At 65.2% G+C, this 20,640-nt stretch carries 20 protein-coding genes; 12 read left to right on the forward strand and 8 right to left on the reverse strand.

The features are described 5' to 3' along the window. Positions 1 to 16: 16 nt before the first annotated feature. The 6 genes from KO516_RS09165 (at position 17) to KO516_RS09190 (ending at position 7,609) form a co-directional block, all read left to right on the forward strand. Entirely contained in the window at positions 17 to 844 is an 828-nt protein-coding gene (locus KO516_RS09165) for a DUF6473 family protein (RefSeq protein ID WP_216003483.1), read from the forward strand. A gap of 203 nt (positions 845 to 1,047) precedes the next feature. After that, positions 1,048 to 2,439 carry a bifunctional enoyl-CoA hydratase/phosphate acetyltransferase gene (locus KO516_RS09170; RefSeq protein ID WP_216003484.1) on the forward strand — a complete coding sequence of 464 codons (1,392 nt, stop codon included), beginning with the start codon at positions 1,048 to 1,050 and terminating at the stop codon, positions 2,437 to 2,439. A 157-nt stretch (positions 2,440 to 2,596) separates the two neighbouring features. Continuing rightward, entirely contained in the window at positions 2,597 to 3,430 is an 834-nt protein-coding gene (locus KO516_RS09175; protein ID WP_216003485.1) for a helix-turn-helix domain-containing protein, read from the forward strand. Beyond that, positions 3,427 to 4,425 (forward strand): ArsJ-associated glyceraldehyde-3-phosphate dehydrogenase, encoded by a 999-nt coding sequence (locus KO516_RS09180; RefSeq protein ID WP_216003486.1) that lies wholly within the window; start codon positions 3,427 to 3,429, stop codon positions 4,423 to 4,425. Before KO516_RS09175 ends, KO516_RS09180 begins: the two co-directional genes overlap by 4 nt. A 62-nt stretch (positions 4,426 to 4,487) precedes the next feature. Beyond that, positions 4,488 to 5,741, forward strand: coding sequence for an organoarsenical effux MFS transporter ArsJ (gene arsJ / locus KO516_RS09185; protein ID WP_216003487.1), 1,254 nt, complete (start codon positions 4,488 to 4,490; stop codon positions 5,739 to 5,741). Positions 5,742 to 5,866: 125 nt separating this feature from the next. After that, the gene (locus KO516_RS09190) at positions 5,867 to 7,609 is read left to right on the forward strand and encodes an alpha/beta hydrolase (RefSeq protein WP_216003488.1); all 1,743 of its coding nucleotides are present in this window, start codon (positions 5,867 to 5,869) and stop codon (positions 7,607 to 7,609) included. On the opposite strand, the gene KO516_RS09195 is transcribed toward KO516_RS09190, so the two are convergent. Next, a complete protein-coding gene (locus KO516_RS09195) occupies positions 7,606 to 7,932 on the reverse strand; it encodes a phasin family protein (protein WP_216003489.1) in 327 nt (108 codons plus the stop codon). The two genes, KO516_RS09190 and KO516_RS09195, sit on opposite strands and share 4 nt — an antisense overlap. A 116-nt stretch (positions 7,933 to 8,048) precedes the next feature. On the opposite strand from KO516_RS09195, the gene KO516_RS09200 reads away from it, so the two are divergent. Next, positions 8,049 to 9,569, forward strand: a complete 1,521-nt coding sequence (locus KO516_RS09200; RefSeq protein ID WP_216003490.1) for a bifunctional aminoglycoside phosphotransferase/ATP-binding protein — start codon at positions 8,049 to 8,051, stop codon at positions 9,567 to 9,569. Here KO516_RS09200 and hemE read toward each other — a convergent pair. Beyond that, positions 9,566 to 10,594: a uroporphyrinogen decarboxylase gene (hemE, locus tag KO516_RS09205; RefSeq protein WP_216003491.1), complete on the reverse strand. Its 1,029-nt coding sequence runs from the start codon at positions 10,592 to 10,594 to the stop codon at positions 9,566 to 9,568. The two genes, KO516_RS09200 and hemE, sit on opposite strands and share 4 nt — an antisense overlap. Positions 10,595 to 10,681: 87 nt before the next feature. Between hemE and hemC the strand changes: the two genes are divergently transcribed. Beyond that, a complete protein-coding gene (gene hemC / locus KO516_RS09210) occupies positions 10,682 to 11,650 on the forward strand; it encodes a hydroxymethylbilane synthase (RefSeq protein WP_216003492.1) in 969 nt (322 codons plus the stop codon). A gap of 137 nt (positions 11,651 to 11,787) precedes the next feature. Here the strand turns inward: hemC and KO516_RS09215 are convergent, their stop codons facing one another. The 3 genes from KO516_RS09215 to KO516_RS09225 all read right to left on the reverse strand — a co-directional run bounded on the left by KO516_RS09215 (position 11,788) and on the right by KO516_RS09225 (position 14,552). Next, positions 11,788 to 12,762: a quinone oxidoreductase gene (locus KO516_RS09215; RefSeq protein ID WP_216003493.1), complete on the reverse strand. Its 975-nt coding sequence runs from the start codon at positions 12,760 to 12,762 to the stop codon at positions 11,788 to 11,790. Between the two features lie 99 nt (positions 12,763 to 12,861). Next, on the reverse strand, positions 12,862 to 13,845 hold the full coding sequence (locus KO516_RS09220) for an NAD(P)H-quinone oxidoreductase (RefSeq protein WP_216003494.1): 984 nt from the start codon (positions 13,843 to 13,845) through the stop codon (positions 12,862 to 12,864). Between the two features lie 8 nt (positions 13,846 to 13,853). Further along, positions 13,854 to 14,552, reverse strand: a complete 699-nt coding sequence (locus KO516_RS09225) for a COQ9 family protein (RefSeq protein ID WP_216003495.1) — start codon at positions 14,550 to 14,552, stop codon at positions 13,854 to 13,856. Positions 14,553 to 14,669: 117 nt separating this feature from the next. Here KO516_RS09225 and rpsU point away from each other — a divergent pair, with 117 nt between their 5' ends. Then, positions 14,670 to 14,876 carry a 30S ribosomal protein S21 gene (gene rpsU / locus KO516_RS09230; RefSeq protein ID WP_009505830.1) on the forward strand — a complete coding sequence of 69 codons (207 nt, stop codon included), beginning with the start codon at positions 14,670 to 14,672 and terminating at the stop codon, positions 14,874 to 14,876. 103 nt (positions 14,877 to 14,979) lie between these two features. Here the strand turns inward: rpsU and KO516_RS09235 are convergent, their stop codons facing one another. Then, entirely contained in the window at positions 14,980 to 15,663 is a 684-nt protein-coding gene (locus tag KO516_RS09235) for a rhomboid family intramembrane serine protease (protein WP_216003496.1), read from the reverse strand. A gap of 77 nt (positions 15,664 to 15,740) precedes the next feature. Between KO516_RS09235 and trpS the strand changes: the two genes are divergently transcribed. After that, entirely contained in the window at positions 15,741 to 16,766 is a 1,026-nt protein-coding gene (gene trpS / locus KO516_RS09240) for a tryptophan--tRNA ligase (protein WP_216003497.1), read from the forward strand. 131 nt (positions 16,767 to 16,897) lie between these two features. Here trpS and KO516_RS09245 read toward each other — a convergent pair whose 3' ends face one another. Then, a complete protein-coding gene (locus tag KO516_RS09245; protein WP_216003498.1) occupies positions 16,898 to 17,509 on the reverse strand; it encodes a hypothetical protein in 612 nt (203 codons plus the stop codon). A gap of 53 nt (positions 17,510 to 17,562) precedes the next feature. Then, positions 17,563 to 18,537: a DMT family transporter gene (locus KO516_RS09250; RefSeq protein ID WP_216003499.1), complete on the reverse strand. Its 975-nt coding sequence runs from the start codon at positions 18,535 to 18,537 to the stop codon at positions 17,563 to 17,565. 281 nt (positions 18,538 to 18,818) lie between these two features. Here KO516_RS09250 and KO516_RS09255 point away from each other — a divergent pair, with 281 nt between their 5' ends. Together KO516_RS09255 and KO516_RS09260 are read left to right on the forward strand one after the other, a co-directional pair. Next, entirely contained in the window at positions 18,819 to 19,253 is a 435-nt protein-coding gene (locus KO516_RS09255; protein WP_216003500.1) for a cupin domain-containing protein, read from the forward strand. Positions 19,254 to 19,316: 63 nt separating this feature from the next. Further along, positions 19,317 to 20,549, forward strand: a complete 1,233-nt coding sequence (locus tag KO516_RS09260) for an MFS transporter (RefSeq protein ID WP_216003501.1) — start codon at positions 19,317 to 19,319, stop codon at positions 20,547 to 20,549. The last annotated feature ends 91 nt before the right edge of the window (positions 20,550 to 20,640 follow it).

Raw genomic sequence — 20,640 nt, forward strand, 5'->3', positions numbered from 1 at the left:
GTGAAAGGTGGGTGGGATGACCGTCGCCGTACCAGCGCAAGCTGCGCTAGACTATTTTCCGTGTCGATACGGAAGATCACGTGTATTGTTCCGCGGCCCGCGCCGCAGACTCGATGAATCCTACATAGGATTCCTCGGGGGAACCGAAACATATGGGAGATTTATTGAAACGCCGTTCCCGGCTCTGATCGAGCATCAAATTGGATTTCCCTGCGTCAACTTCGGCGCCGTCAATGCCGGGCTCGATCTGTATCTGCATGATCCGGCGATCATCGGGCTCGCGGAAAAGGCGCAGACCTGCGTGGTTCAGGTGATGGGCGCGCAGAACATGTCGAACCGCTATTACAGCGTGCATCCCCGTCGCAATGACCGCTTCCTGCGGGCGTCGGACCGGTTGCAACAACTGTATCCAGAGGTCGACTTTACCGAATTCCATTTCAACCGGCACATGCTTGGCCGATTGAAGCAACTGTCACCAGAGCGGTTCAACGAGGTGGTGCTGGAATTGCGCATCGCCTGGGTGGCGCGCATGAAACATCTGCTGACGCTTCTGCGCGGGCGGGTGCTGCTGCTCTGGTTCGCCGATCGCGCGCCGTCGGACAAACCGGTCAGCGATACGCAGGGCGATCCGCTTTTCGTTGATCGTGCCATGCTGGACGCGCTGCGACCCCGCATTGCCGGGCTTGTGGAAACCCCGCTCTCCGATCCGGCCCGCAGGCATGGTGCGCCGGGGATGATCTACAGCGATTTCGAAGCAAGCGCCGCCGCCGAACTCATGGGCCCGCAGGCCCACGAGGAAACCGCCGCGCATCTGCTTCCGATGCTGCGCGAGCTGCTCGGGTGATCGCGGGCTGCATCATATTTCAGCCCCCTTAAGGCGATCTTGCGGAAATCACTCGGATTCGCCGCACTGCGGCGAGCCGACGCAGTTCCAGGTCATGGAAACCTGCAAGTATCCGGGTATAGCTGAGCGCAAAGATCCGGTGTGCTGCATTCGCCTGACAGGGCGGATCCGGCGCACCGCTGCGCAGCCAGCCGGAGAGCCGCATGCAAATCGAGAATCGAACCTTTGACGAACTCAAGGTCGGCGATCAGGCCGAACTGCGCCGCCTGTGCACCGCCGATGATCTGCTCGTCTATGCCAATGTCTCGGGCAACCACAACCCGCTGCACATCCACAACAAGGATGGCGACGGCGACGGGCACCCCGAGGCGATTGCGCCCGGCTCCTTCGTTGCAGCGCTCGTGGGTGCTGTGCTTGGCAGCGTCATGCCGGGGGCGGGCACCGTTTACCGCCGACAAAGCTGGGAATACCACGGCCGCGTCTTCGCCGGCGACGAGGTGACCATTCACGTCATCGTCACCGACAAGAACGACAATGACACCAGCGTTACCCTCGCCACCGAGGTCCGCCGCATCACCGGCAACACCCTCGTGCTGTCCGGCATGGCCGAGGTCTACGCCCCCCGTCAGAAGGTTAGCTACAACAGCCACGACCTGCCCGGCCTCATCGTCCAGCGCCACCGGCATTTCGAAAAGCTGCTGCACAAGGCCGAACCGCTTGCGGCGCTGCGCACTGCCGTTGTCTGCCCCGAAGAACCAAATTCGCTGGGCGGCGCTCTCAAGGCGCGCGATCACACGTTGATCGACCCGATCCTGATCGGCTCCTCCGCCCGCATTCTCGACGTCGCCAGAACCATGGGTCTGTCCCTCGACGGGGTCGAGATCATCGACGAGCCGCTGCACCGCGACGCGGCCCGCAAGGCGGTCGAGCTGTGCCATTCCGGCGCCGCTCAGGCGATCATGAAGGGGCACCTGCACACCGATCAGCTGCTGCGCCCGATTCTCGACAAGCAGACCGGGCTGCGCATGGGGCGTCGCTTCACCCATATCTTCGTGATGGACGTGCCCGGCCAGCCGCATCCGATTCTGGTGACCGACGCCGCGATCAACATCGCGCCCGATTTGAAAACCAAGGTCGACATCACCCAAAACGCCATCGACCTCGCAATCTCGCTTGGAGTCGAGGAACCCAAGGTCGGCGTGCTTTCCGCCACCGAAACCGTGAACCCCGACATTCCCTCCTCCATCGACGCGGCGCTGCTGTCCAAGATGGCGGAGCGCGGCCAGATCACCGGCGGGCTGGTCGATGGCCCGCTGGCCATGGACAACGCGGTCGACATCGCCGCCGCAAGGACCAAGGGCATCACCTCGGCGGTTGCCGGGCGCGCCGACATCCTCGTGGTGCCAAATCTCGACGCGGGCAACATGCTGGCAAAGCAGCTGACCTACATCAGCCATGCCGAAGCTGCCGGCCTTGTGCTGGGCGCCCGCGTTCCGATCATCCTCAACAGCCGCGCCGATGATGACATGAGCCGCCTCGCCTCCTGCGCCGTCGCCGCCCTGCACCATGCCCGGATGGCCGGCATCTCCAGCTAAACCAGTCCGCGCCTGCCAGATGGGCGCGGCCTCGGCCTTCATCTTGCCAGATAAACTCCCGCCGGAGGCATCCGGCGCGCGCACCCGAGCGAGCGTGTCTGTCGGTGTGCAATATTCCGGCTTGCGCCCCGCCAATTAATTCACTAATTCATGAAATATGGAAATGAAGAGATTCGAACAACTCGCGACCCTCGCCCACAAGCAGCGCATGGATCTGTTCCGGCTGCTCATGCGCCGCTATCCCGATGCCGTCCCCGCGGGCGAGATCGGCACGGCGCTGGGGTTCAAACCCTCGACCGCCTCGGTTTACCTCGCTGCGCTGCGCGAGGCCGGGCTGATCGAGAAAACCCGCGAGGGCCGCTCGCTCCTGTACCGCGCCAATGTAACGGCGGTGCAAGGGCTGGTCGGATTTCTGACCGATGATTGCTGTCGCGGCAGGCCAGAGCTGTGCCTTGCCGAGAAACCGAAAGGGATCGACATGACCGACGGGAAATACAACGTCCTCTTCATCTGCACCGGCAATTCCGCCCGGTCGATCATCGCAGAATCTCTGCTCACCCGGCTCGCCGGAGACCGGTTCCGCGCCTTCTCGGCCGGCACCCGGCCCTATTCAGAATTGAACCCGACCGCCGTGCAGATGCTGTCTGGCAAGGGGATCGACACCTCGAACCTGCGCGCCAAGCACATCTCGGAATTCTGGGGAGACTCGGCGCCAAAGCTCGATTTCGTCTTCACTGTCTGCGACCGCGCCGCCAACGAGGAATGCCCCGCATGGCCCGGCCAGCCGATCAGCGCCCATTGGGGCCTGCCCGACCCGGTCAAGGCCACTGGCAGCGACGCCGAACGGATGCTCGCCTTCCAGCAGGTCTTCGGGATGCTCAAGCACCGTCTCACCGCCTTCGCGGCCCTGCCGCTGGACACGCTCGACCGAATCTCGCTGCAGCACGCGCTTGATGATCTCGCCACCACCTCCGAAGGAGCCGACCAATGACCACCTACGCGCTGAACGGCCTTGGCCGCATGGGCAAGCTTGCCCTTCGTCCACTGCTGGAAAAAGGCGCAAAGATCGCGTGGATCAACGACGCCGTCGGCAACCCCGAGATGCACGCCCATCTGCTGGAATTCGACACGGTGCACGGCCGCTGGCCCGCCGCCTTCAGCCATGATGCCGATAGCATCACCATCGACGGCACGCGCCTGCCCGTCCACACGCAAAAGCGCATCGAGGATCTGCCGCTGGACGGGGTGGATGTTGTCATCGACTGCACCGGCGTCTTCAAGACCGAGGCAAAGCTTGCCCCCTATTTTGCCGCCGGGGTGAAAAAAGTCGTGGTGTCGGCCCCCGTCAAGGATGGCCCTACCGCCAATATCGTCTACGGCGTGAACAACCACGATTACGACCCGGCGCAGCACAGCATCGTCACGGCGGCGAGCTGCACCACCAACTGCCTCGCACCCGTGGTCAAGGTCATCCACGAAAATCTGGGCATCAAGCACGGCATGATCACCACGATCCACGACGTGACCAACACCCAAACCATCGTCGACCGCCCCGCCAAGGATCTGCGCCGCGCCCGCTCGGCGCTCAATTCGCTGATCCCGACCACCACCGGCAGCGCCACCGCGATCACGCTGATCTACCCCGAACTGACCGGCAAGCTGAACGGCCATGCCGTGCGCGTGCCGCTGCTGAACGCCTCGCTGACCGATTGCGTCTTCGAGCTGGAGCGCGAGACCACCGCCGCCGAGGTCAACGCCCTGTTCGAGGCGGCCGCCAATGGCCCGCTGAGCGGCATCCTTGGCTATGAAACCCGCCCGCTGGTCAGCTGCGATTACACCAACGATCCGCGCAGCAGCATCGTCGATGCCCCTTCGACCATGGTCACCAACGGCACCCAGCTGAAGGTCTACGCGTGGTATGACAACGAATGGGGCTATGCCAACCGGCTCGCAGATGTTGTGCTGATGGTCGGCGCGGCCCTCTGACATACCGGCGTTACCTCGCCCTGTCATCCAAGCACACGCCCCTTATGCAAGCAGAGCCCGCCATGTCAGAACGCCCCCTCGCCGCCTATGTCGCCGTCACCGCCGCCTATTGGGCTTTCATGCTGACAGACGGCGCGCTGCGGATGCTGGTGCTGCTGCATTTCCACACGCTGGGATTCAGCCCGGTGCAGCTGGCCTATCTGTTCGTGCTTTACGAGATCGCGGGGGTGATCACCAACCTGTCGGCGGGCTGGATCGCGGCGCGGTTCGGCCTGACCTCGACGCTTTATGCCGGGCTGGGCTTGCAGGTGGCGGCGCTGCTGGCGCTGGCGCAGCTGAACCCGGACTGGGCAATCGGGGCGTCGGTGGTCTTTGTCATGCTGGTGCAAGGCGCCTCCGGGGTGGCCAAGGATCTGGCAAAAATGTCATCGAAATCCGCCGTCAAGCTGCTGGCCCCCAAGGGCGGTGACGGGCTGTTCCGCTGGGTCGCGATGCTCACCGGGTCGAAGAACGCGGTAAAGGGCGTTGGCTTTCTGCTGGGCGCAGCGCTGCTCGGGCTGGCGGGGTTCGTACCGGCGGTGCTGGGCATGGCGGCGATCCTCGCGCTGATCCTTGTCGCCGTGGCGCTGAAGATGCCGGGCGGGTTGCCCACCGGGCGCAAGGACGCGAAATTCTCCGAGGTGCTCTCGAAGAACCGCAACATCAACTGGCTGAGCTTTGCGCGGGTCTTCCTGTTCGGCGCGCGCGATGTGTGGTTCGTGGTTGGTATCCCGATCTATTTCTACGCGGTGCTGTCGGATGGCACCGAGGCGGGCAACCGGCTGGCGTTCTTCACCATCGGCAGCTTCATGGCGGTCTGGATCATCCTTTACGGCGCAGTGCAGGCCGCGGCCCCAAGGCTGCTGAAGGCCAAGACCCGCGGCGCAGCCCTGATCCATGACGCCCGCCGCTGGGCGCTGGCGCTGGCGGTGGTGCCCGCGCTACTGACCGTGCTGGTACTGGTGGCGGGGGAACCGGCGCCGTGGCTGACCACGACGCTGGTGGCCGGGCTGCTGGTGTTCGGCGCGCTGTTCGCGGTAAATTCGGCGCTGCATTCCTACCTGATCCTTGCCCTGACCGATGAGCGGCGGGTCACCATGGATGTGGGCTTCTACTACATGGCCAACGCGGCGGGGCGGCTGATCGGCACCGTGCTGTCGGGGGCCAGCTATCAGCTCGGCGGCCTGCCCGCCTGCCTTGGCACTGCCGCCGTGATGGTCGCGCTCAGCGCATGGGGCGCGGGCAAGCTGCGCAGCCCCGCGCCGCAGCCCGCCTGATCCAGCCCCCGAACAAGCCGCATGTGACGCGCAATCTCGCCAGCCTGAGAAATTTACCCGGCGCAGACCCGCAGAAGTTGCGCCGGATCAAGCCGCGCAACGCGGTTTCGTGCCAGCATCACGGCATGAAACACGTGGTTCCCCTCCCCCCCGCCGACGCGGTTCCGGCAATAGGCGATGCTCCGCACAACGCCATTGACCGGGCCTTCCATGCCACCATCGGAAGCCTGACCGGCGGCCTGTCCCCGATGGGCCTTGCCACCGCATGGTTCGACTGGGGGGTGCATCTTGCGGGCTCTCCGGCGAAACAGGCCGAGCTTCAGGAAAAGGCCATCGCCAATGCGGGGCGCGCCCTGCAGGCCGCGATCACCTGTCCGCTGCCGCCGCAAGGCGAGGCCTGCGCCTGCATGGCCAATGACAAGCGCTTTCGCGATCCGCAATGGCAGAGCGCCCCGTTCAACATTCTGGCGCAATGGTTTTTGCTGACCGAAGACTGGTGGGATGCTGCCACCACCGGCGTGCTCGGCGTGGCCCCGCGCCACGCCCAGATGACCAATTTCGCCGCCCGCCAGACGCTAGACATGCTGGCACCGTCGAATTACGCGGCGACCAACCCCGTGGTGCTGGAACGCACCCGCGATGAGGCCGGGCAGAACCTTGTGCGTGGCTTTCACAACTGGCTTGAAGACCTGTCGCGGATGGATGACCGCCCCCACCCCGGCGCCGGCTTTGAGGTTGGCGAAACCCTCGCCACCACCCCCGGCGAGGTGGTCTATCGCAACCGCCTGATCGAGCTGATCCGCTATCGGCCCCCCACCAAAACGGTGCTGGCCGAACCGCTGCTGATCGTGCCTGCGTGGATCATGAAATACTACATCCTCGATCTGTCGGCACAGAATTCGCTGGTGCGCTTCCTCGTCGATCAGGGGATCGAGGTCTGGATGGTCTCGTGGCTCAATCCGCAGGCCGAGGATGCCGACCTCGGGATGGAGGATTACCTGCGCCTTGGGGTGTTTGACGCGCTTGATGCCATCGAACGCGCCGTGCCGGGCCAGCGCATCCACACGGCGGGCTATTGCCTTGGCGGCACGCTGCTGTCGATCGCCGCCGCCGCGCTGGCGCGCGACAAAGACACGCGCATTGCCTCGCTCACGCTGCTGGCCGCGCAGGTCGATTTCACCGAAGCCGGTGAGATCACCCTGTTCATCGACGACAGCCAGGTGGCGTTTCTCGAGGATATCATGGCCGAACAGGGCTACCTCAAGTCCGACCAGATGGCCGGGGCGTTCCAGATGCTGCGCTCGAACGATCTGATCTGGTCGCGCACGATCCGCGAATATCTGCTGGGCGAGCGGGGCACGATGAATGATCTGATGGCGTGGAATGCCGATGCCACGCGGATGCCTGCCCGGATGCATTCGGAATATCTGCGCCAGCTGTTTCTGGAAAACCGGCTGGCGCTGGGGCGCTACAAGGTCGGCGGTGCGCCGGTGTCGATCGAGGATATCACCGTGCCGATCTTTGCGGTGGGCACCGAAAAGGACCATGTCGCGCCGTGGCAATCGGTGTGGAAGATCACCCATCTTGCCAATGGCGAAAAGACCTTTGTGCTGACAAGCGGCGGGCATAATGCCGGGATCGTGTCAGAGCCGGGGCATCCGCGGCGGCACTACCGCATCGGCGATGTGCAGGGTCATGCCGGGGAAGCCGATCAATGGCAGGCGGGCCTGACCCCCGTGGACGGGTCGTGGTGGCCCGCCTGGACCGAATGGCTTGCCGGGCGGTCCCGCGGGGTGCGGGCGGTGCCGGACGAGTGCAACCCGCTGGACACGCTTTGCCCCGCGCCCGGCAGCTATGTCTTTGGCTAGGCCTGCGCCGTGGGGAACCACAGGCGTTCGGCCAGCTTGACCATCTTCGCCGTGTGGGCGCGATAATCAGCGACTGCACGGCGCATGAAACAGGCCTGAACCCCCATCAGGTCGGCCGGAGTGCGGCAATGCAGCAAACGCTGGTGCGTGACGCAATCCGCGCGGAAACGGTCGGTGCAGAATCTCTGCACCTCGGTGCCGATGTCGAGCACGGTCTCCAGCGTCGTGGTGATGGCCCAAGGCTCCGCGCTCCATTGGACACGGAATTCTGGATGGATCTTGCGTTCGACGTGAAGCCGGTCCTCGTGAGTGATCATGTTCATGTCTTGCCTCCTCCATGCATGACAGTGCAAATCTACCACAGATTGCGCGAGCCTGTCTTGACCCGGCGCATGTACAGCCATGCCATCCACGCGCTATTCTTGTCGCAGAGACCGCCATGACCGATACACAACAACAGACCATCGACTGGCTTTGCGCCCCTGCCAACCATGGCGGCGAAACCGTGACACATGTGCAGACCCACGGGGCGCATGTGTTTCTGTCCGGGGACGAGGCGTGGAAGATCAAGCGCGCAGTGACCTACGATTACATGGATTTCTCGACCCTGCCGCGGCGGCGGGCGATGCTGGAACGCGAGCTGTCGCTGAACGCGGGCGCGGCTCCGGGGATTTACCGCGACGTTGTGGCGCTGAGCCGCGCGGCGGGCGGCGGGCTGGAACTGGACGGCCCCGGCCCGGCGGTGGAATGGGTGCTGCGGATGAAACGATTTCCGCAAGAGGACGAATTGTCAGAAATCGCCGATCGCGGCGCGCTGGACGATCACCTGAGCATCGCGCTTGGCGAATCGGTGCGGGCCTATCACGAGGCCGCACCGCAGCGGGCCGCCGACGGCACCAAGCTGATCTGCGATATCATCGACGAGCTGACCGCGGCCTTTGCCGGGATGACCGAAGAGCTGGGCGCAGACCGGGTGCGCAGCTTTGACATTCGCGCCCGCGCCGCGCTGGCCGCTGTCGCGCCGCTGTTGACACAGCGCGCACAGGCCGGCGCGGTGCGCCGCTGTCACGGCGATCTGCACCTGCGCAATCTGGTGCTGCTCGACGGGCGGCCCGTGCCGTTTGACGCGCTGGAATTCGACGAGGTGCTGGGCACCTGCGATGTGCTGTACGATCTGGCCTTTCTGGTGATGGATCTGCGCCACCGCGGCCTGACCCGCGCGGCCTGCATGACGCTGGATGCGTGGCTGTTTGCCGCGAAGGGCCGCGAGGATGCGGGCAGCGCCGCGCTGCCGCTGTTCCTTGGCATCCGCGCGGCGATCCGCGCCATGGTCGAGATCCAGACCGCCCGCGCCACCCACAGCGCCAGCGGCCATATCGACGCCGCGCGGGGTTTTCTGGATGACGCCTTGGCGGATTTCACGCCGCAGACGCCGATGCTGCTGGCAGTTGGCGGCATGTCAGGGGTCGGCAAGACCACGCTGGCGCGCGATCTGGCAACGCTGGTGGGGCCAAGCCCGGGCGCGGTGCATCTGCGCTCGGATCTGGAACGCAAGGCGCTGGCCGGGGTCCAGCCGCTGGATCATCTGCCAGATGATGCCTATGGGGCCGCTGTGACCACCGCCGTGTATGACCAGCTGATGCGCCGCGCGCAAACCCTGCTGGCCGCCAATCGCAGCGTGTTGCTGGATGCCACATGGCTTGCCCCGTCAGAGCGCCATGATGTGCAAACGCTGGCCCAGCGCGCGGGCGTGCCGTTCCGCCCCCTGTGGCTGGAGGCCGATACCGCCATCCTGCAAGCGCGCGTCACCGACCGGCGCGCCGATGCGTCCGACGCCACCGCAGAGGTGGTGCAACGGCAGGCCCTGCAAGCGCAGTTGCCCGGCCACTGGCTGCGCATCGACGCCTCGGGCACGCCGGAGCAGACCTTACTGCAGGCTCGCGCCGCGCTGCGCCCTTAGCCGTTGCGCACGGTGTCGATCATCAGTTGAACGTTCTCGGGATCGGCATCGGGGGTGATGCCATGCCCAAGGTTGAAGATATGCGGGCCATTCTTCAGCGCATCGACCACGCGACGGGTTTCGCGCACAAGGTCGTCTCCGCCTGTCACCATGTGCTTCGAGGCAAGGTTGCCCTGCACGCAGCCATGTGGCTGCACATGTTCGGCGATCCATTCCGGCGTCACGCTGTCATCGACGGCGACGCAATCGGCCCCGGTGGCGGCGTGAAAACCGATGTACTTGTCGCCGGCCTGACGCGGAAAGGCGATGACCGGCAGGCCCGGGTGGCGCGCTTTCAATTCCTGGGTGATGATCCGCGCCGGTTCCAGCGCGTAGCGATCGAAATCCGCACCCTTGAGCGAACCCGCCCAGCTGTCGAACAGCTTGACCACCTCGGCCCCGGCGTCGACCTGCGCCGACAGATAGTCGATGGTGCTTTCGGTCAGCCGCTCGATGATCTTTTCGAACAGCGCCCGGTTCTCGGCCTTGAGCGCATGGGCCGGGCCTTGATCCGGCGTGCCCTGCCCGGCGATCATATAGGTGGCCACCGTCCACGGCGCCCCGGCGAAGCCGATCAGCGTGGTTTCGCTCGGCAGTTCCCGGCGCAGGATTCTGATCGTCTCGTAGATCGGGCCAAGCGTGTCGTGGATCATCTCGCCGCGGCCCAGCTTGTCGAATTCGGCATCGGCGGTGATCGTCGACAGGCGCGGCCCCTCGCCGGTGACGAACCACAGATCCGCGCCCAGCGCCTGCGGCAGCAGCAGGATGTCGGCGAACAGGATCGCAGCGTCAAAGCCATAGCGGCGGATCGGCTGAAGCGTCACCTCGGCGGCCAGCTCGGGGTTGTAGCACAGCGACAGGAAATCGCCCGCCTGCGCCCGCGTCGCCTTGTATTCCGGCAGGTAGCGCCCGGCTTGACGCATCATCCAGATCGGCGGTGTCGGCAGGGTTTCGCCCTTAAGCGCGCGCAGGATCGTCTTGGTCATTTCGCTGGCCTCCCGGTTGGTCACCGGGGCAATATGTCAATTCGCGCCCCATTGCCAGCGCCCCGCCCGCGACATAAAGCTTTTGCCATGACGCAAGAGCTTCCGACCCCCGCCCAGCCCCTCAAGATCGGCACCCGTGGCTCGCCTTTGGCGCTGGCGCAGGCCTATGAGACCCGCGCCCGCCTGATGGCCGCGTTCGATCTGCCCGAGGCGGCGTTCGAGGTGGTGGTGATCCGCACCACCGGCGACGACCGCGCGATGATCGCCGCCGACCGTCCGCTGAAGGAAATCGGCAACAAGGGGCTGTTCACCCGCGAAATCGAAGAGCAGCTCTTGTCGGGCGGCATCGACATCGCGGTGCATTCGATGAAGGACATGCCGACCGAGCAGCCCGCAGGGCTGGTGCTGGACTGCTATCTTCCGCGCGAGGATGTGCGCGATGCCTTCATCGCGCCGGGCGCTGCCGGGCTGGCGGATCTGGCACCGGGCACCGTGGTGGGCACCTCGTCGCTGCGCCGACGCGCGCAGTTGCTGAACCGGCGGCCCGACCTGAGCGTGGTGGAATTTCGCGGCAACCTGCAGACCCGCCTGAAAAAGCTGGATGACGGCGTGGCGGCGGCGACCTTTCTTGCCATGGCGGGGCTGAACCGCATGGGCATGAGCGACGTGCCGATGACGCCGATGTCACCGGACGAGATGCTGCCCGCCGTGGCGCAGGGTGCCATCGGGATTGAACGGCGCAGCATTGATGCCCGCATCGCGGCCATGCTGTCGGCGATCCATGACGCACCCACCGCGACCCGCCTTGCCGCCGAGCGCAGCTTTTTGGCCACGCTGGATGGCTCGTGCGAAACGCCCATCGCGGCGCTGGCCGAGTTGAGCGATGATCAGCTGCGCTTGCGCGGAGAGATCCTGTCGCCGGATGGCAGCGCCTCCTGGGCGGACGAGATCAGCGGCCCCGCAACGCAAGCGGCAGTGCTTGGCCGCGCGCTGGCACGCAGCCTGCTGGACAGGGCCGGGCCCGAGTTTTTCGCCTGGCGCGATCCGCAGGGCTAACCAGTCTGCACCGACCGGGCACTGGCGGATCCTGCAAGACATCACGCCAGAGCGCCTGCCGAAATGGGGGGTCTGCTGCCGCCGTTCCGTGATCTGTTGCAATGCCAGGCCGGGCCAATCCCCCGCCCGGCGCGGCGTCACAGCGTCAGGATGGTTTGCCCCGTCGTGCCGCGCGCCTCGAGCGCGCGATGCGCGTCGGCGACCTGCTCCAGCGGAAAGCTCTGGCCGATGCGGATCTTGACCGCGCCGCTGGCGACCTTGTCGAACAGCATCGTCGCCATTTCCTGACAGGCGGCAGGATCGGCGATATGAGTGAACAGCGTCGGGCGCGTCAGCTTCAGCGAACCCTTCTGACCCAGAATGCCAAGGTTGAACGCCTCGACCGGCCCCGAGGCGTTGCCAAACGAGATCATCATGCCCAGCGGCTTGAGACTGTCGAGCGAGCCCTCGAAGGTCGACTTGCCGACGCTGTCCATCACCACGTCGACGCCCTTGCCATCGGTCAGCTCGCGCACGCGGGCCGCCCAGTCTTCGGTGGCGTAGTTGATGCAGGCATCGGCCCCGTGTTCCAGCGCGAGGGCGCATTTCTCATCCGACCCGGCGGTGCCGATCAGGCGGATGCCTTCGGATTTCGCCCATTGGCAGGCGATCAGCCCGACCCCGCCCGCGGCGGCGTGAAACAACACGGTATCCCCGGCCTTCAGCGGCGTGGTGCGGTGGAACAGGTATTGCACCGTCAGCCCCTTGAGCATCATCGCCGCGCCTTCTTCGAAGGAAATCGCGACGGGCAGCTTGCAGACCTGCGCGGCGGGCATCACCCGCGCCTCGGTATAGGCACCCGGAGGCACGCTGGCATAGGCGGCGCGATCACCGGGGGCCAGATGGCTGACCCCTTCGCCCACCGCTTCAATCACGCCAGAGGCTTCCATGCCCAGCGCCGCCGGCATCATCATCGGGTACAGCCCCGAGCGCTGATAGCAATCGATGAAGTTCAGCCCGCAGGCCTTGTGACGAATGCGGATCTCGCCCGGTCCCGGCGCGCCAACCTCGCGCTCGACGATCTTCAGCGCCTCGGGGCCGCCATGGGCCTCGACGATCACGGTTCTGGCCATTATAGTCCTCTCCTGTCAGTCCGGGTGCCCGGGATCATTCGCACGAATAATCCCTGCTATGCGCCGGAAGCGATTATTCCTGCGAAAAAGCCTCGACGCTCAGGCCAGTTTCAGCACGATCTTTCCGATATGTCCCGAGCTTTCCATCCGCGCATGGGCCTTTGCGGCGTCCTTCAGCGCGAATTCGGAATCCATCACCGGCGCCACGCGCCCTGCCTCGAGCAGTGGCCATGCGCTCGCCTTGAGCGCCTGCGCGATGCGCGCCTTGGCAAGATCGCTTTGCGGGCGCAGGGTCGAGCCGGTGATGGTCAGCCGGCGCATCATCACCTGCGCAAAGTTCAGCTCGACCTTCGGCCCCTGAAGGAAGGCGATCTGCACCAGCCGCCCATCATCGGCCAGCGCCTTGACGTTGCGCGGCAGGTAATCGCCGCCCACCATATCAAGGATCAGGTTCGCCCCGCCCTCGGCGCGCAGCACCTCGACAAAATCCTCGTCGCGGTAGTTGATGGCGCGCTCTGCCCCTAGCTCGCGGCAGGCGGCGCATTTCTCATCCGACCCGGCGGTGGTGAACACCCGCGCGCCAAGCACCGAGGCCAGCTGGATCGCCGTCGTCCCGATCCCCGACGAGCCGCCATGCACAAGGAACCGCTCTGCGCCGCTCAGCCCGCCGCGCATGAAGACATTGGACCACACGGTAAAGAACGTTTCGGGCAGGCAGGCCGCCTCGCGCAGGCCAAGGGCAGCGGGCACCGGCAGACAATGCGCTGCCGGGGTCGCGACATAGTCAGCGTAACCGCCGCCCGGCAGCAGGGCACAGACCGCATCCCCCACCGCAGGCCAGTCGACGCCATCGCCAACCGCGACCACCTCGCCCGAGGCTTCAAGCCCCGGCAGATCGCTGGCGCCTTTGGGCGGTGCATAGCTGCCCGCGCGTTGCAGCGCATCGGGCCGGTTCACCCCGGCATAGGCCACGCGGATCACCACCTGCCCATGGCCGGCCTTCGGCACGGGGCGCTCGCACAGGCGCAGAACCTCGGGGCCGCCGGGCTGAGAAATCTCGACGGCACGCATCGTATCGGTCATTGGTCTTCCTATCTCGGCGCGGTCCAGCCGCCCGGAATATCATTCTGCGTCGCCGATCGCGGCGCGCGGATCTTGCCCAGCACCTTTTCCGGCCCGGCCAGAACGCGCTTCATCAGCGGGTTGCTCCGCAGCTTTGCCTTGGTCTTCTCGATGCGCATCACGTCTTCGATGCGGCGATCGAGAAAGGCCCAGGTCGCCTCGTTGTCGTCCGAATCATCGCCAAGCCAATACAGCACCGTCGACGAGTACACCCCCGAAAGGCTCGCCCGCTTGCTGTACCAGTTGAAGTCACGGGCGGTATCGCCCAGCGCCTCCCAGATCCGGTCGGCAGTGCCCCAGATCAGCTTGGCGCCGTCTGCGGCATAGATCGGCAGAGCAAACAGCGTGGTGCCGCGGCGCACCGCCTCGCGGTCCTCGATCAGCGAAATGCGGGTGCGCACGGCACGCGCCACCAGATCGCGGTAGCGCATCCCCTCGCTGTCCATTTCTGCAAGCTTCGCGGCCATTTCCGCGTCGCCGCGTCGGTGAAACGCCATCGCAAGATCGACCGCACCGCGCGGGAACAACCCCCGCGCCACCACGGGATCGACCCCGGCATCGGCCACGGCTGCACGAAAGGTCGTTTCCGACCAGCCGTCAAAGGCCACGTGATTGAGCGCCGCGTCCAGCAGGCGCCCCGATATATCGTCCATTCTGGGATCTGACATTGGGCTTCCTCCTAAGACTCCATTATGTAGGAGCCTAGACAGTTTGGCAAAGCCTTGCTATACGGCGGCTTCCTGCAAATCCTTGCAACTCAAATCTAGAAAGGTGGTGAAAACCACATGCAGGTAAGTGTTCGCGACAACAACGTCGATCAGGCGCTCCGCGCTCTGAAGAAGAAGCTGCAGCGCGAAGGCGTGTTCCGTGAAATGAAGCTTCGGCAGCATTTCGAGAAACCGTCCGAGAAAAAAGCGCGCGAGAAGGCCGAGGCCATCCGCCGTGCCCGCAAGCTGGCGCGCAAGAAGCTTCAACGCGAAGGTCTCCTCTAAGACCTCCGCGGCGATCTTGCCGACATTGCGGGGGGTCAGCTGACCTTCCGACACCATGAAGACGACGACCCCCGGGGCCCTGCCTTTCGGGGGTTTGTCATTTTCAGCGGCGCAGCTTGCCCAGCAGCCGCCCCCAACCGCCCGGCACCATCACCACGCTCAGCGCAAAGCCGGTGACGAACCCGGCAATATCGGCGATCCAGTCCTGCGAGCCGCCAAACAGCAGGCCGAACAGCAGCTGGATGCCCAACAGCATCCCGATCAGGCCGAAAGCGCGCATCTGGCTTTCGCCCAGCATCCCGAGCCGCAGCCAGAGCAGATAGGTAAAGCCCCCGATCAGGCCATAGACGGGCGGGAAGGCCCCGATCAGCGGTGCCTGACTGGTTGCCAGCAGTCCGTATGCCAAAGCGCCCACAAGGCTCGAGGCGAAAAAGATCGCCAGCAGGCGCACTGCCCCCAGCGCTTCGGCCACCATCTTGCCCATCGCCAGCAGCATCACCCCGGCAAAGGCGGCGTGGATGAAGCTGCCATGCACGAACGGGTAGCTGAAAAACCGCACCAGTTCCGATGCCGGATAGCGCCCGGTCTGCAACATCCAGTCCAGCACCGGCGCGAAGAAGGCAAAGCGCTCCAGCGCGTCAAGCCGCCACCCCACCGCCGCCGGCCCGCCGATCACGCCGTAAGAGCCCAGCGAAAACACCGCCTCGACCCCGACGATGACGATGCACAGCGCCATCACCACCGGCGGCACTGGGTTCAGAGGAGGTTCGTTGATCGGATGGACCATGTGCGGGCTCTTTCTTGACGCTATGCCGGGGCATGGGTAAGCCAACCCCACCCGAAGTTCCAGACGGAGTACCACACATGTCCGAGGGCACCACCGCCTTCACCCCGCGCGTCTTTTCCGGCATCCAACCATCGGGTGGCCTGACGCTCGGCAATTACCTCGGCGCGATCAAGCGTTTCGTGGACATGCAGGGCAGCGGCATCGAGACGATCTACTGTGTCGTCGACATGCACGCGATCACTGTCTGGCAAGACCCCGAGGCGCTGCGCCGCCAGACCCGCGAGCTGACGGCGGGCTATCTTGCCGCCGGGCTCGACCCGACGCAGTCGATTCTGTTCAACCAGTCGCAGGTGCCCGAGCACACGCAGCTGGCGTGGATCTTCAACTGCGTGGCGCGGATGGGCTGGATGAACCGCATGACCCAGTTCAAGGACAAGGCGGGCAAACACGCCGAGAAAGCCTCGCTTGGGCTGTTGGCCTATCCCGCGCTGATGGCCGCCGACATTCTCGTCTACCACGCCACGCATGTGCCCGTGGGCGAGGATCAGAAGCAGCATGTCGAACTGACCCGCGACATCGCGGCCAAGTTCAACCATGACTTCAAGACCGAGTTCTTCCCGATGACCGAACCGGTGATCGAAGGGGCGGCGACGCGGGTCATGAGCCTGCGCGACGGGTCCAAGAAGATGTCGAAATCCGATCCCTCGGATGCCAGCCGGATCAACATGACCGACGACGCCGACGCCATCGCGAAAAAGATCCGCAAGGCCAAGACCGATCCCGAGCCGCTGCCCGAAACCGCCGACGGGCTCAAGGAACGCCCCGAGGCGCGCAACCTCGTGAACATCTACGCCGCGCTGTCAGGCGAAACAGTGGCCGAGGTGATGGCGCAGATGGGCGGCAAGCCGTTTGGCGAATTCAAGCCGTTGCTGGCCGATCTGGCGGTGGACAAGCTGGCGCCGATCTCGTCGGAAATGGCGCGCTACATGCAGGATCCGGCCGAGATCGACCGCATTCTCAAGGACGGCGCCACCCGTGCCCGCACCATCGCCGCGCCGATCCTGCGCAAGACCTACGAGATCGTCGGGATGGTAGGCGCCTGACCCTCATTGCCTGCAACGCGGGCTGATATCAAACGATCGGGCGCGCGCAACATGCGCCCGGTCGCGCTCCGCACCGGATGGTCCTTTGGACCGACCATCCGGCGCGACACCAAAGGATGAGCGTCTTTGCCCTAGATCCGGGCGGCCAGCCTCAGCGCATGGCTTGCATCGCGCGCACAGACCGGCAGCACCGGGTCATAGGCCGCGCGCAGCAACGCCGCGATCTGCGGATGCAGCACCACCCGGCCATCCTCGAGCTGCGCCAGCGGCGAGCGGTCCGAAAACGCCGCCTCGCCCCAAGCCAGCATCACCTGCGCCGCTTGCGACAACGCCAGCTCCTCGGCGGGCTGCGCGGACAGCGCAGCATCCATGCGCAGGAACACGAAGCTGGCCTTGATCGCACCGTGCTTATCGAAGCGAAAGGCGCGATACTGGTTCGCTCCGCTCGCCTGCAACCGGGGCACCAGCGTTTCGAGCCCGTCGACCATCCGCCCAAGGTCGGGCACATCCAGAAGCTCCTCCCAATCGCGGAAAAAGAACATCATGACATTGGCGCCAAGCTCGGGGTCGCCATCGGTCATCGTGTGGGCTGACATCGTGCAGAGCGCTTCGAACGCACCCTTGATCAGGGACAGCGTCTCATCCTCAACCCCGAAAACGATCGGGGCCAGAGGCCGCCCCCAGCGGGCAAAGAAATACTCTCCGCTCCGGGTGAAAAGGCGCTCGATCTCCTGCGGTTGCATGGGGTCCTCCGGGTTGCGACTGCGCCGGCTTATAGGCCCGGCGCAAGGCGCGTTCAACGCCGCCCCCACAATCTGCGGCGGCCGGGCGCGGGCTGGTCACGCTGACGCTCGCGCAGGAAAACGAACAGCCCAGCCCCGACGATCAGCGCGCAGCCGAGCCAGACGCTCAGTCCCGGCCAGTCGCCAAAGATCAGCCACCCCCACAGGATCGCCATCGGCAACCCGATATATTCGAACGGCGCGATCACCGCCGCCTGCGCCATGCGATAGGCGGCGCTCAGCGCATAGCCGACAAAGCCCGACAGCACCCCAAGCCCCAGCAGCACCAGCGCATCTTGCCTGTCCGGCATCACCCATGGGCGCAGCAAAAACCGCATGCTGTCGCTGTCGAAGCGATCCGCATAGCGCCCGTCACCGGCCACCAGCCAGAACCCGAAAGACACCGCCAGGAACACCACCTGAAGATACACCGCCAACACCGACGCCCGCGTGCTGATTCCCAGCTTGCGCGTCAGCACCTGCATCACCGCGTAAAACAGCGCCGAGATCACCGGCAGCGCCAGCACGAGGCGCGACACCGTCAGATCCTCTTTCCAGGGCTGCTGCATCACCACCACGCCCAGCAAGCCCACCAGCACCGCGCCAAGGCGCAGCGGCCCGACCTTTTCGCCCAACAGCGGCACCGACAGCAAGGTGATGAACAGCGGCGCCACAAAGAACAGCGCCGTCGCCTGCCCCAGCGGGATCACCGCGACGGCAGCGTAATAGGTCATGTTGGCCAGCACGACCATCAGCCCGCGCAGCAGATGCAGCCCCGGTGTCGCCGTCCGCAGACTGGCCCAGCCACCCTCAAGCTGCACCAGCGTCAGGGTAATGACCAAGCCGCCCGCCGAACGCGCGGCGACGATCTCGTGCAGCGGATAGCCATCCGACAACAGCTTGATCAGCATGTCGTTGACCGAGATCGCCACGACCCCGACACAGATAAAGAGGATGCCCAGTCCGGGCCGATCGTTCAGCGTTTTCATCGCCCAGCGTTAGCTCGGCGCGGGGCGGCGCGCCAGATCATTTGCACAGCAACGGCTCGGCCATCGCCCTGCGCCGCCATCATCCGCGCAATGGCGCTGTCGAACAGCCCGGCAGGCTGCGCCCTTCTCTGCGCAATGGCCCCGTGCACTCGGGCCAATGCGACGGTCTTGCCCCAAGGTCACCACATCCCCCAATCGCGACAAACATGTCGCTTTCGAGCGCGACGAATCAGCCCCCCCGCCGCCAGCATTCCCCATCAGCGCATACGAAAGGCCAGACCATGCAGGAGCCCACATTCGACCCCGCCAGCGCACCGCAACTCGCGGCCCTGCTGTCACTGGCCTCGCTGGCGAATACCGCGGAAATCCCGCTCGAAGGCGGCGAGGATCCGGCCTTCGGCTCGGTCCGCTGGCGCACCCTGTTCAGCGCCGAACGCACCCCCACCAAGGGCATGGTCCTCGGCATCGCCGAATTCGGGCCGATGGGCACCTTGCTGCCGCATCGCCATGGCCCTGCCGAAATCTATTTCGGGCTCACCGGATCGGGCGTCGTGACCATCGACGGCATACCGCACATGATTGGCCCGGAAACCGCGCTCTATATCCCCGAAGACGCCGAACACGGCACCGTCGCTGGCAGCGACGGCCTGCGGTTTCTCTACATCTTCCCCCGCGACAGTTTTTCCGAGGTCGAATATCGCTTTTCGGACGCCTGATCTGTGCGCAGGCGCAGGCCCATATCGCTCGCCAGATCGCGCGCGACAGCCTAGACAGAAGGCATGACCCGTATCGTGCCCCTCGCCGCAGCCAGCGGCCTGCCATTCTGGCGCCGCCCCATAACGCTGCTGTTCCTCATGGCCATCGCCATGCCGCTCAGCTTCGCCACGTGGTCGGCGCTGCTCAACAATTTTGTCATCGAGGCCGCAAGTTTCGATGGCGCCGACATCGGCCTGCTGCACACGGTGCGCGAAATCCCCGGCTTTCTCGCCATCGGCGTGATCTTGGTGCTGCTGGTGATGCGCGAACAGGCGCTGGCACTGACCTCGCTGGCCTTGCTTGGGCTGGCCACCGCCGTCACTGCATGGTTCCCGACCATGGGCGGCATCCTGACCATCACCCTTCTCAGCTCGGTCGGCTTTCACTACTACGAAACCGTCAACCAGAGCCTGCAACTGCAATGGCTGCCAAAGGACCGCGCCCCGCAGATGCTCGGCTGGCTGCTGGCGGCGGCAAGCGCAACAACCTTCGTCGCCTACGGTGCCATCGTGCTGACGTGGAAGCGCTTCGATCTGTCCTACGATACGGTCTACATGGTCTCGGGCGGCCTGACGCTGGTCCTCGTCGCGTGGTGCGCCTTTGCCTTCCCCCGTTTCGAAAGCCCCCACCCGCAGCGCAAGGAATTCGTCCTGCGCCGCCGCTACTGGCTGTATTATGCGCTGCAATTCATGTCGGGCGCACGCCGGCAGATCTTTGTTGTCTTCGCGGGCTTCATGATGGTGGAACGCTTCGGCTTTTCGGTCGACGAACTGACAGGGCTCTACCTGATCAACCTCATGGTCAACTTCGCCGCGGCCCCCATGCTCGGCAAGGCGGTGCAGCGCTTCGGCGAACGCCGCGTGCTGCTGGTCGAATACGGCGGGCTGGCGGTGATCTTCACCCTCTACGGCGGGCTCTACTGGTTTGGCTGGGGCGTGCTGCTGGCCTCGGTGCTTTATGTCATCGACCACATCTTCTTCGCCCTCGCCCTCGCGCTGAAAACCTACTTCCAGAAAATCGCCGACCCGCGCGACATCGCGCCCACCGCCGCCGTGGCCTTCACCATCAACCATATCGCTGCGGTCTTTCTGCCGGTGCTGCTGGGGCTGCTCTGGCTCGCCGCTCCCGGGGCGGTCTTCGGCCTTGCCGCCGGCATGGCGCTCACTTCGCTCGGCCTCGCCCTGCTGATCCCGCGCCATCCCGCCCCCGGAAACGAGACCATCTTCACCGCCCTCGTCCCGACCCCGGCCGAATAGCGCCCTCGGTTTCTTCTGGCCCCAAATATCCCGGGGGGGCCCGAAGGGCGGGGGCAGCGCCCCCTGCAATGCCGGGAACACTTCCCAACCC

The sequence above is a fragment of the Citreicella sp. C3M06 genome, from assembly GCF_018860705.1.
Taxonomy (GTDB): domain Bacteria; phylum Pseudomonadota; class Alphaproteobacteria; order Rhodobacterales; family Rhodobacteraceae; genus Salipiger.

Bases quoted from the DNA above. Each gene is read 5' to 3' on its own strand.
- KO516_RS09165 (WP_216003483.1), top strand. From the start codon at position 17: ATGACCGTCGCCGTACCAGCGCAAGCTGCGCTAGACTATTTTCCGTGT.
- KO516_RS09170 (WP_216003484.1), top strand. From the start codon at position 1,048: ATGCAAATCGAGAATCGAACCTTTGACGAACTCAAGGTCGGCGATCAG.
- KO516_RS09175 (WP_216003485.1), top strand. From the start codon at position 2,597: ATGGAAATGAAGAGATTCGAACAACTCGCGACCCTCGCCCACAAGCAG.
- KO516_RS09180 (WP_216003486.1), top strand. From the start codon at position 3,427: ATGACCACCTACGCGCTGAACGGCCTTGGCCGCATGGGCAAGCTTGCC.
- arsJ (WP_216003487.1), top strand. From the start codon at position 4,488: ATGTCAGAACGCCCCCTCGCCGCCTATGTCGCCGTCACCGCCGCCTAT.
- KO516_RS09190 (WP_216003488.1), top strand. From the start codon at position 5,867: ATGAAACACGTGGTTCCCCTCCCCCCCGCCGACGCGGTTCCGGCAATA.
- KO516_RS09195 (WP_216003489.1), bottom strand. From the start codon at position 7,932: ATGAACATGATCACTCACGAGGACCGGCTTCACGTCGAACGCAAGATC.
- KO516_RS09200 (WP_216003490.1), top strand. From the start codon at position 8,049: ATGACCGATACACAACAACAGACCATCGACTGGCTTTGCGCCCCTGCC.
- hemE (WP_216003491.1), bottom strand. From the start codon at position 10,594: ATGACCAAGACGATCCTGCGCGCGCTTAAGGGCGAAACCCTGCCGACA.
- hemC (WP_216003492.1), top strand. From the start codon at position 10,682: ATGACGCAAGAGCTTCCGACCCCCGCCCAGCCCCTCAAGATCGGCACC.
- KO516_RS09215 (WP_216003493.1), bottom strand. From the start codon at position 12,762: ATGGCCAGAACCGTGATCGTCGAGGCCCATGGCGGCCCCGAGGCGCTG.
- KO516_RS09220 (WP_216003494.1), bottom strand. From the start codon at position 13,845: ATGACCGATACGATGCGTGCCGTCGAGATTTCTCAGCCCGGCGGCCCC.
- KO516_RS09225 (WP_216003495.1), bottom strand. From the start codon at position 14,552: ATGTCAGATCCCAGAATGGACGATATATCGGGGCGCCTGCTGGACGCG.
- rpsU (WP_009505830.1), top strand. From the start codon at position 14,670: ATGCAGGTAAGTGTTCGCGACAACAACGTCGATCAGGCGCTCCGCGCT.
- KO516_RS09235 (WP_216003496.1), bottom strand. From the start codon at position 15,663: ATGGTCCATCCGATCAACGAACCTCCTCTGAACCCAGTGCCGCCGGTG.
- trpS (WP_216003497.1), top strand. From the start codon at position 15,741: ATGTCCGAGGGCACCACCGCCTTCACCCCGCGCGTCTTTTCCGGCATC.
- KO516_RS09245 (WP_216003498.1), bottom strand. From the start codon at position 17,509: ATGCAACCGCAGGAGATCGAGCGCCTTTTCACCCGGAGCGGAGAGTAT.
- KO516_RS09250 (WP_216003499.1), bottom strand. From the start codon at position 18,537: ATGAAAACGCTGAACGATCGGCCCGGACTGGGCATCCTCTTTATCTGT.
- KO516_RS09255 (WP_216003500.1), top strand. From the start codon at position 18,819: ATGCAGGAGCCCACATTCGACCCCGCCAGCGCACCGCAACTCGCGGCC.
- KO516_RS09260 (WP_216003501.1), top strand. From the start codon at position 19,317: ATGACCCGTATCGTGCCCCTCGCCGCAGCCAGCGGCCTGCCATTCTGG.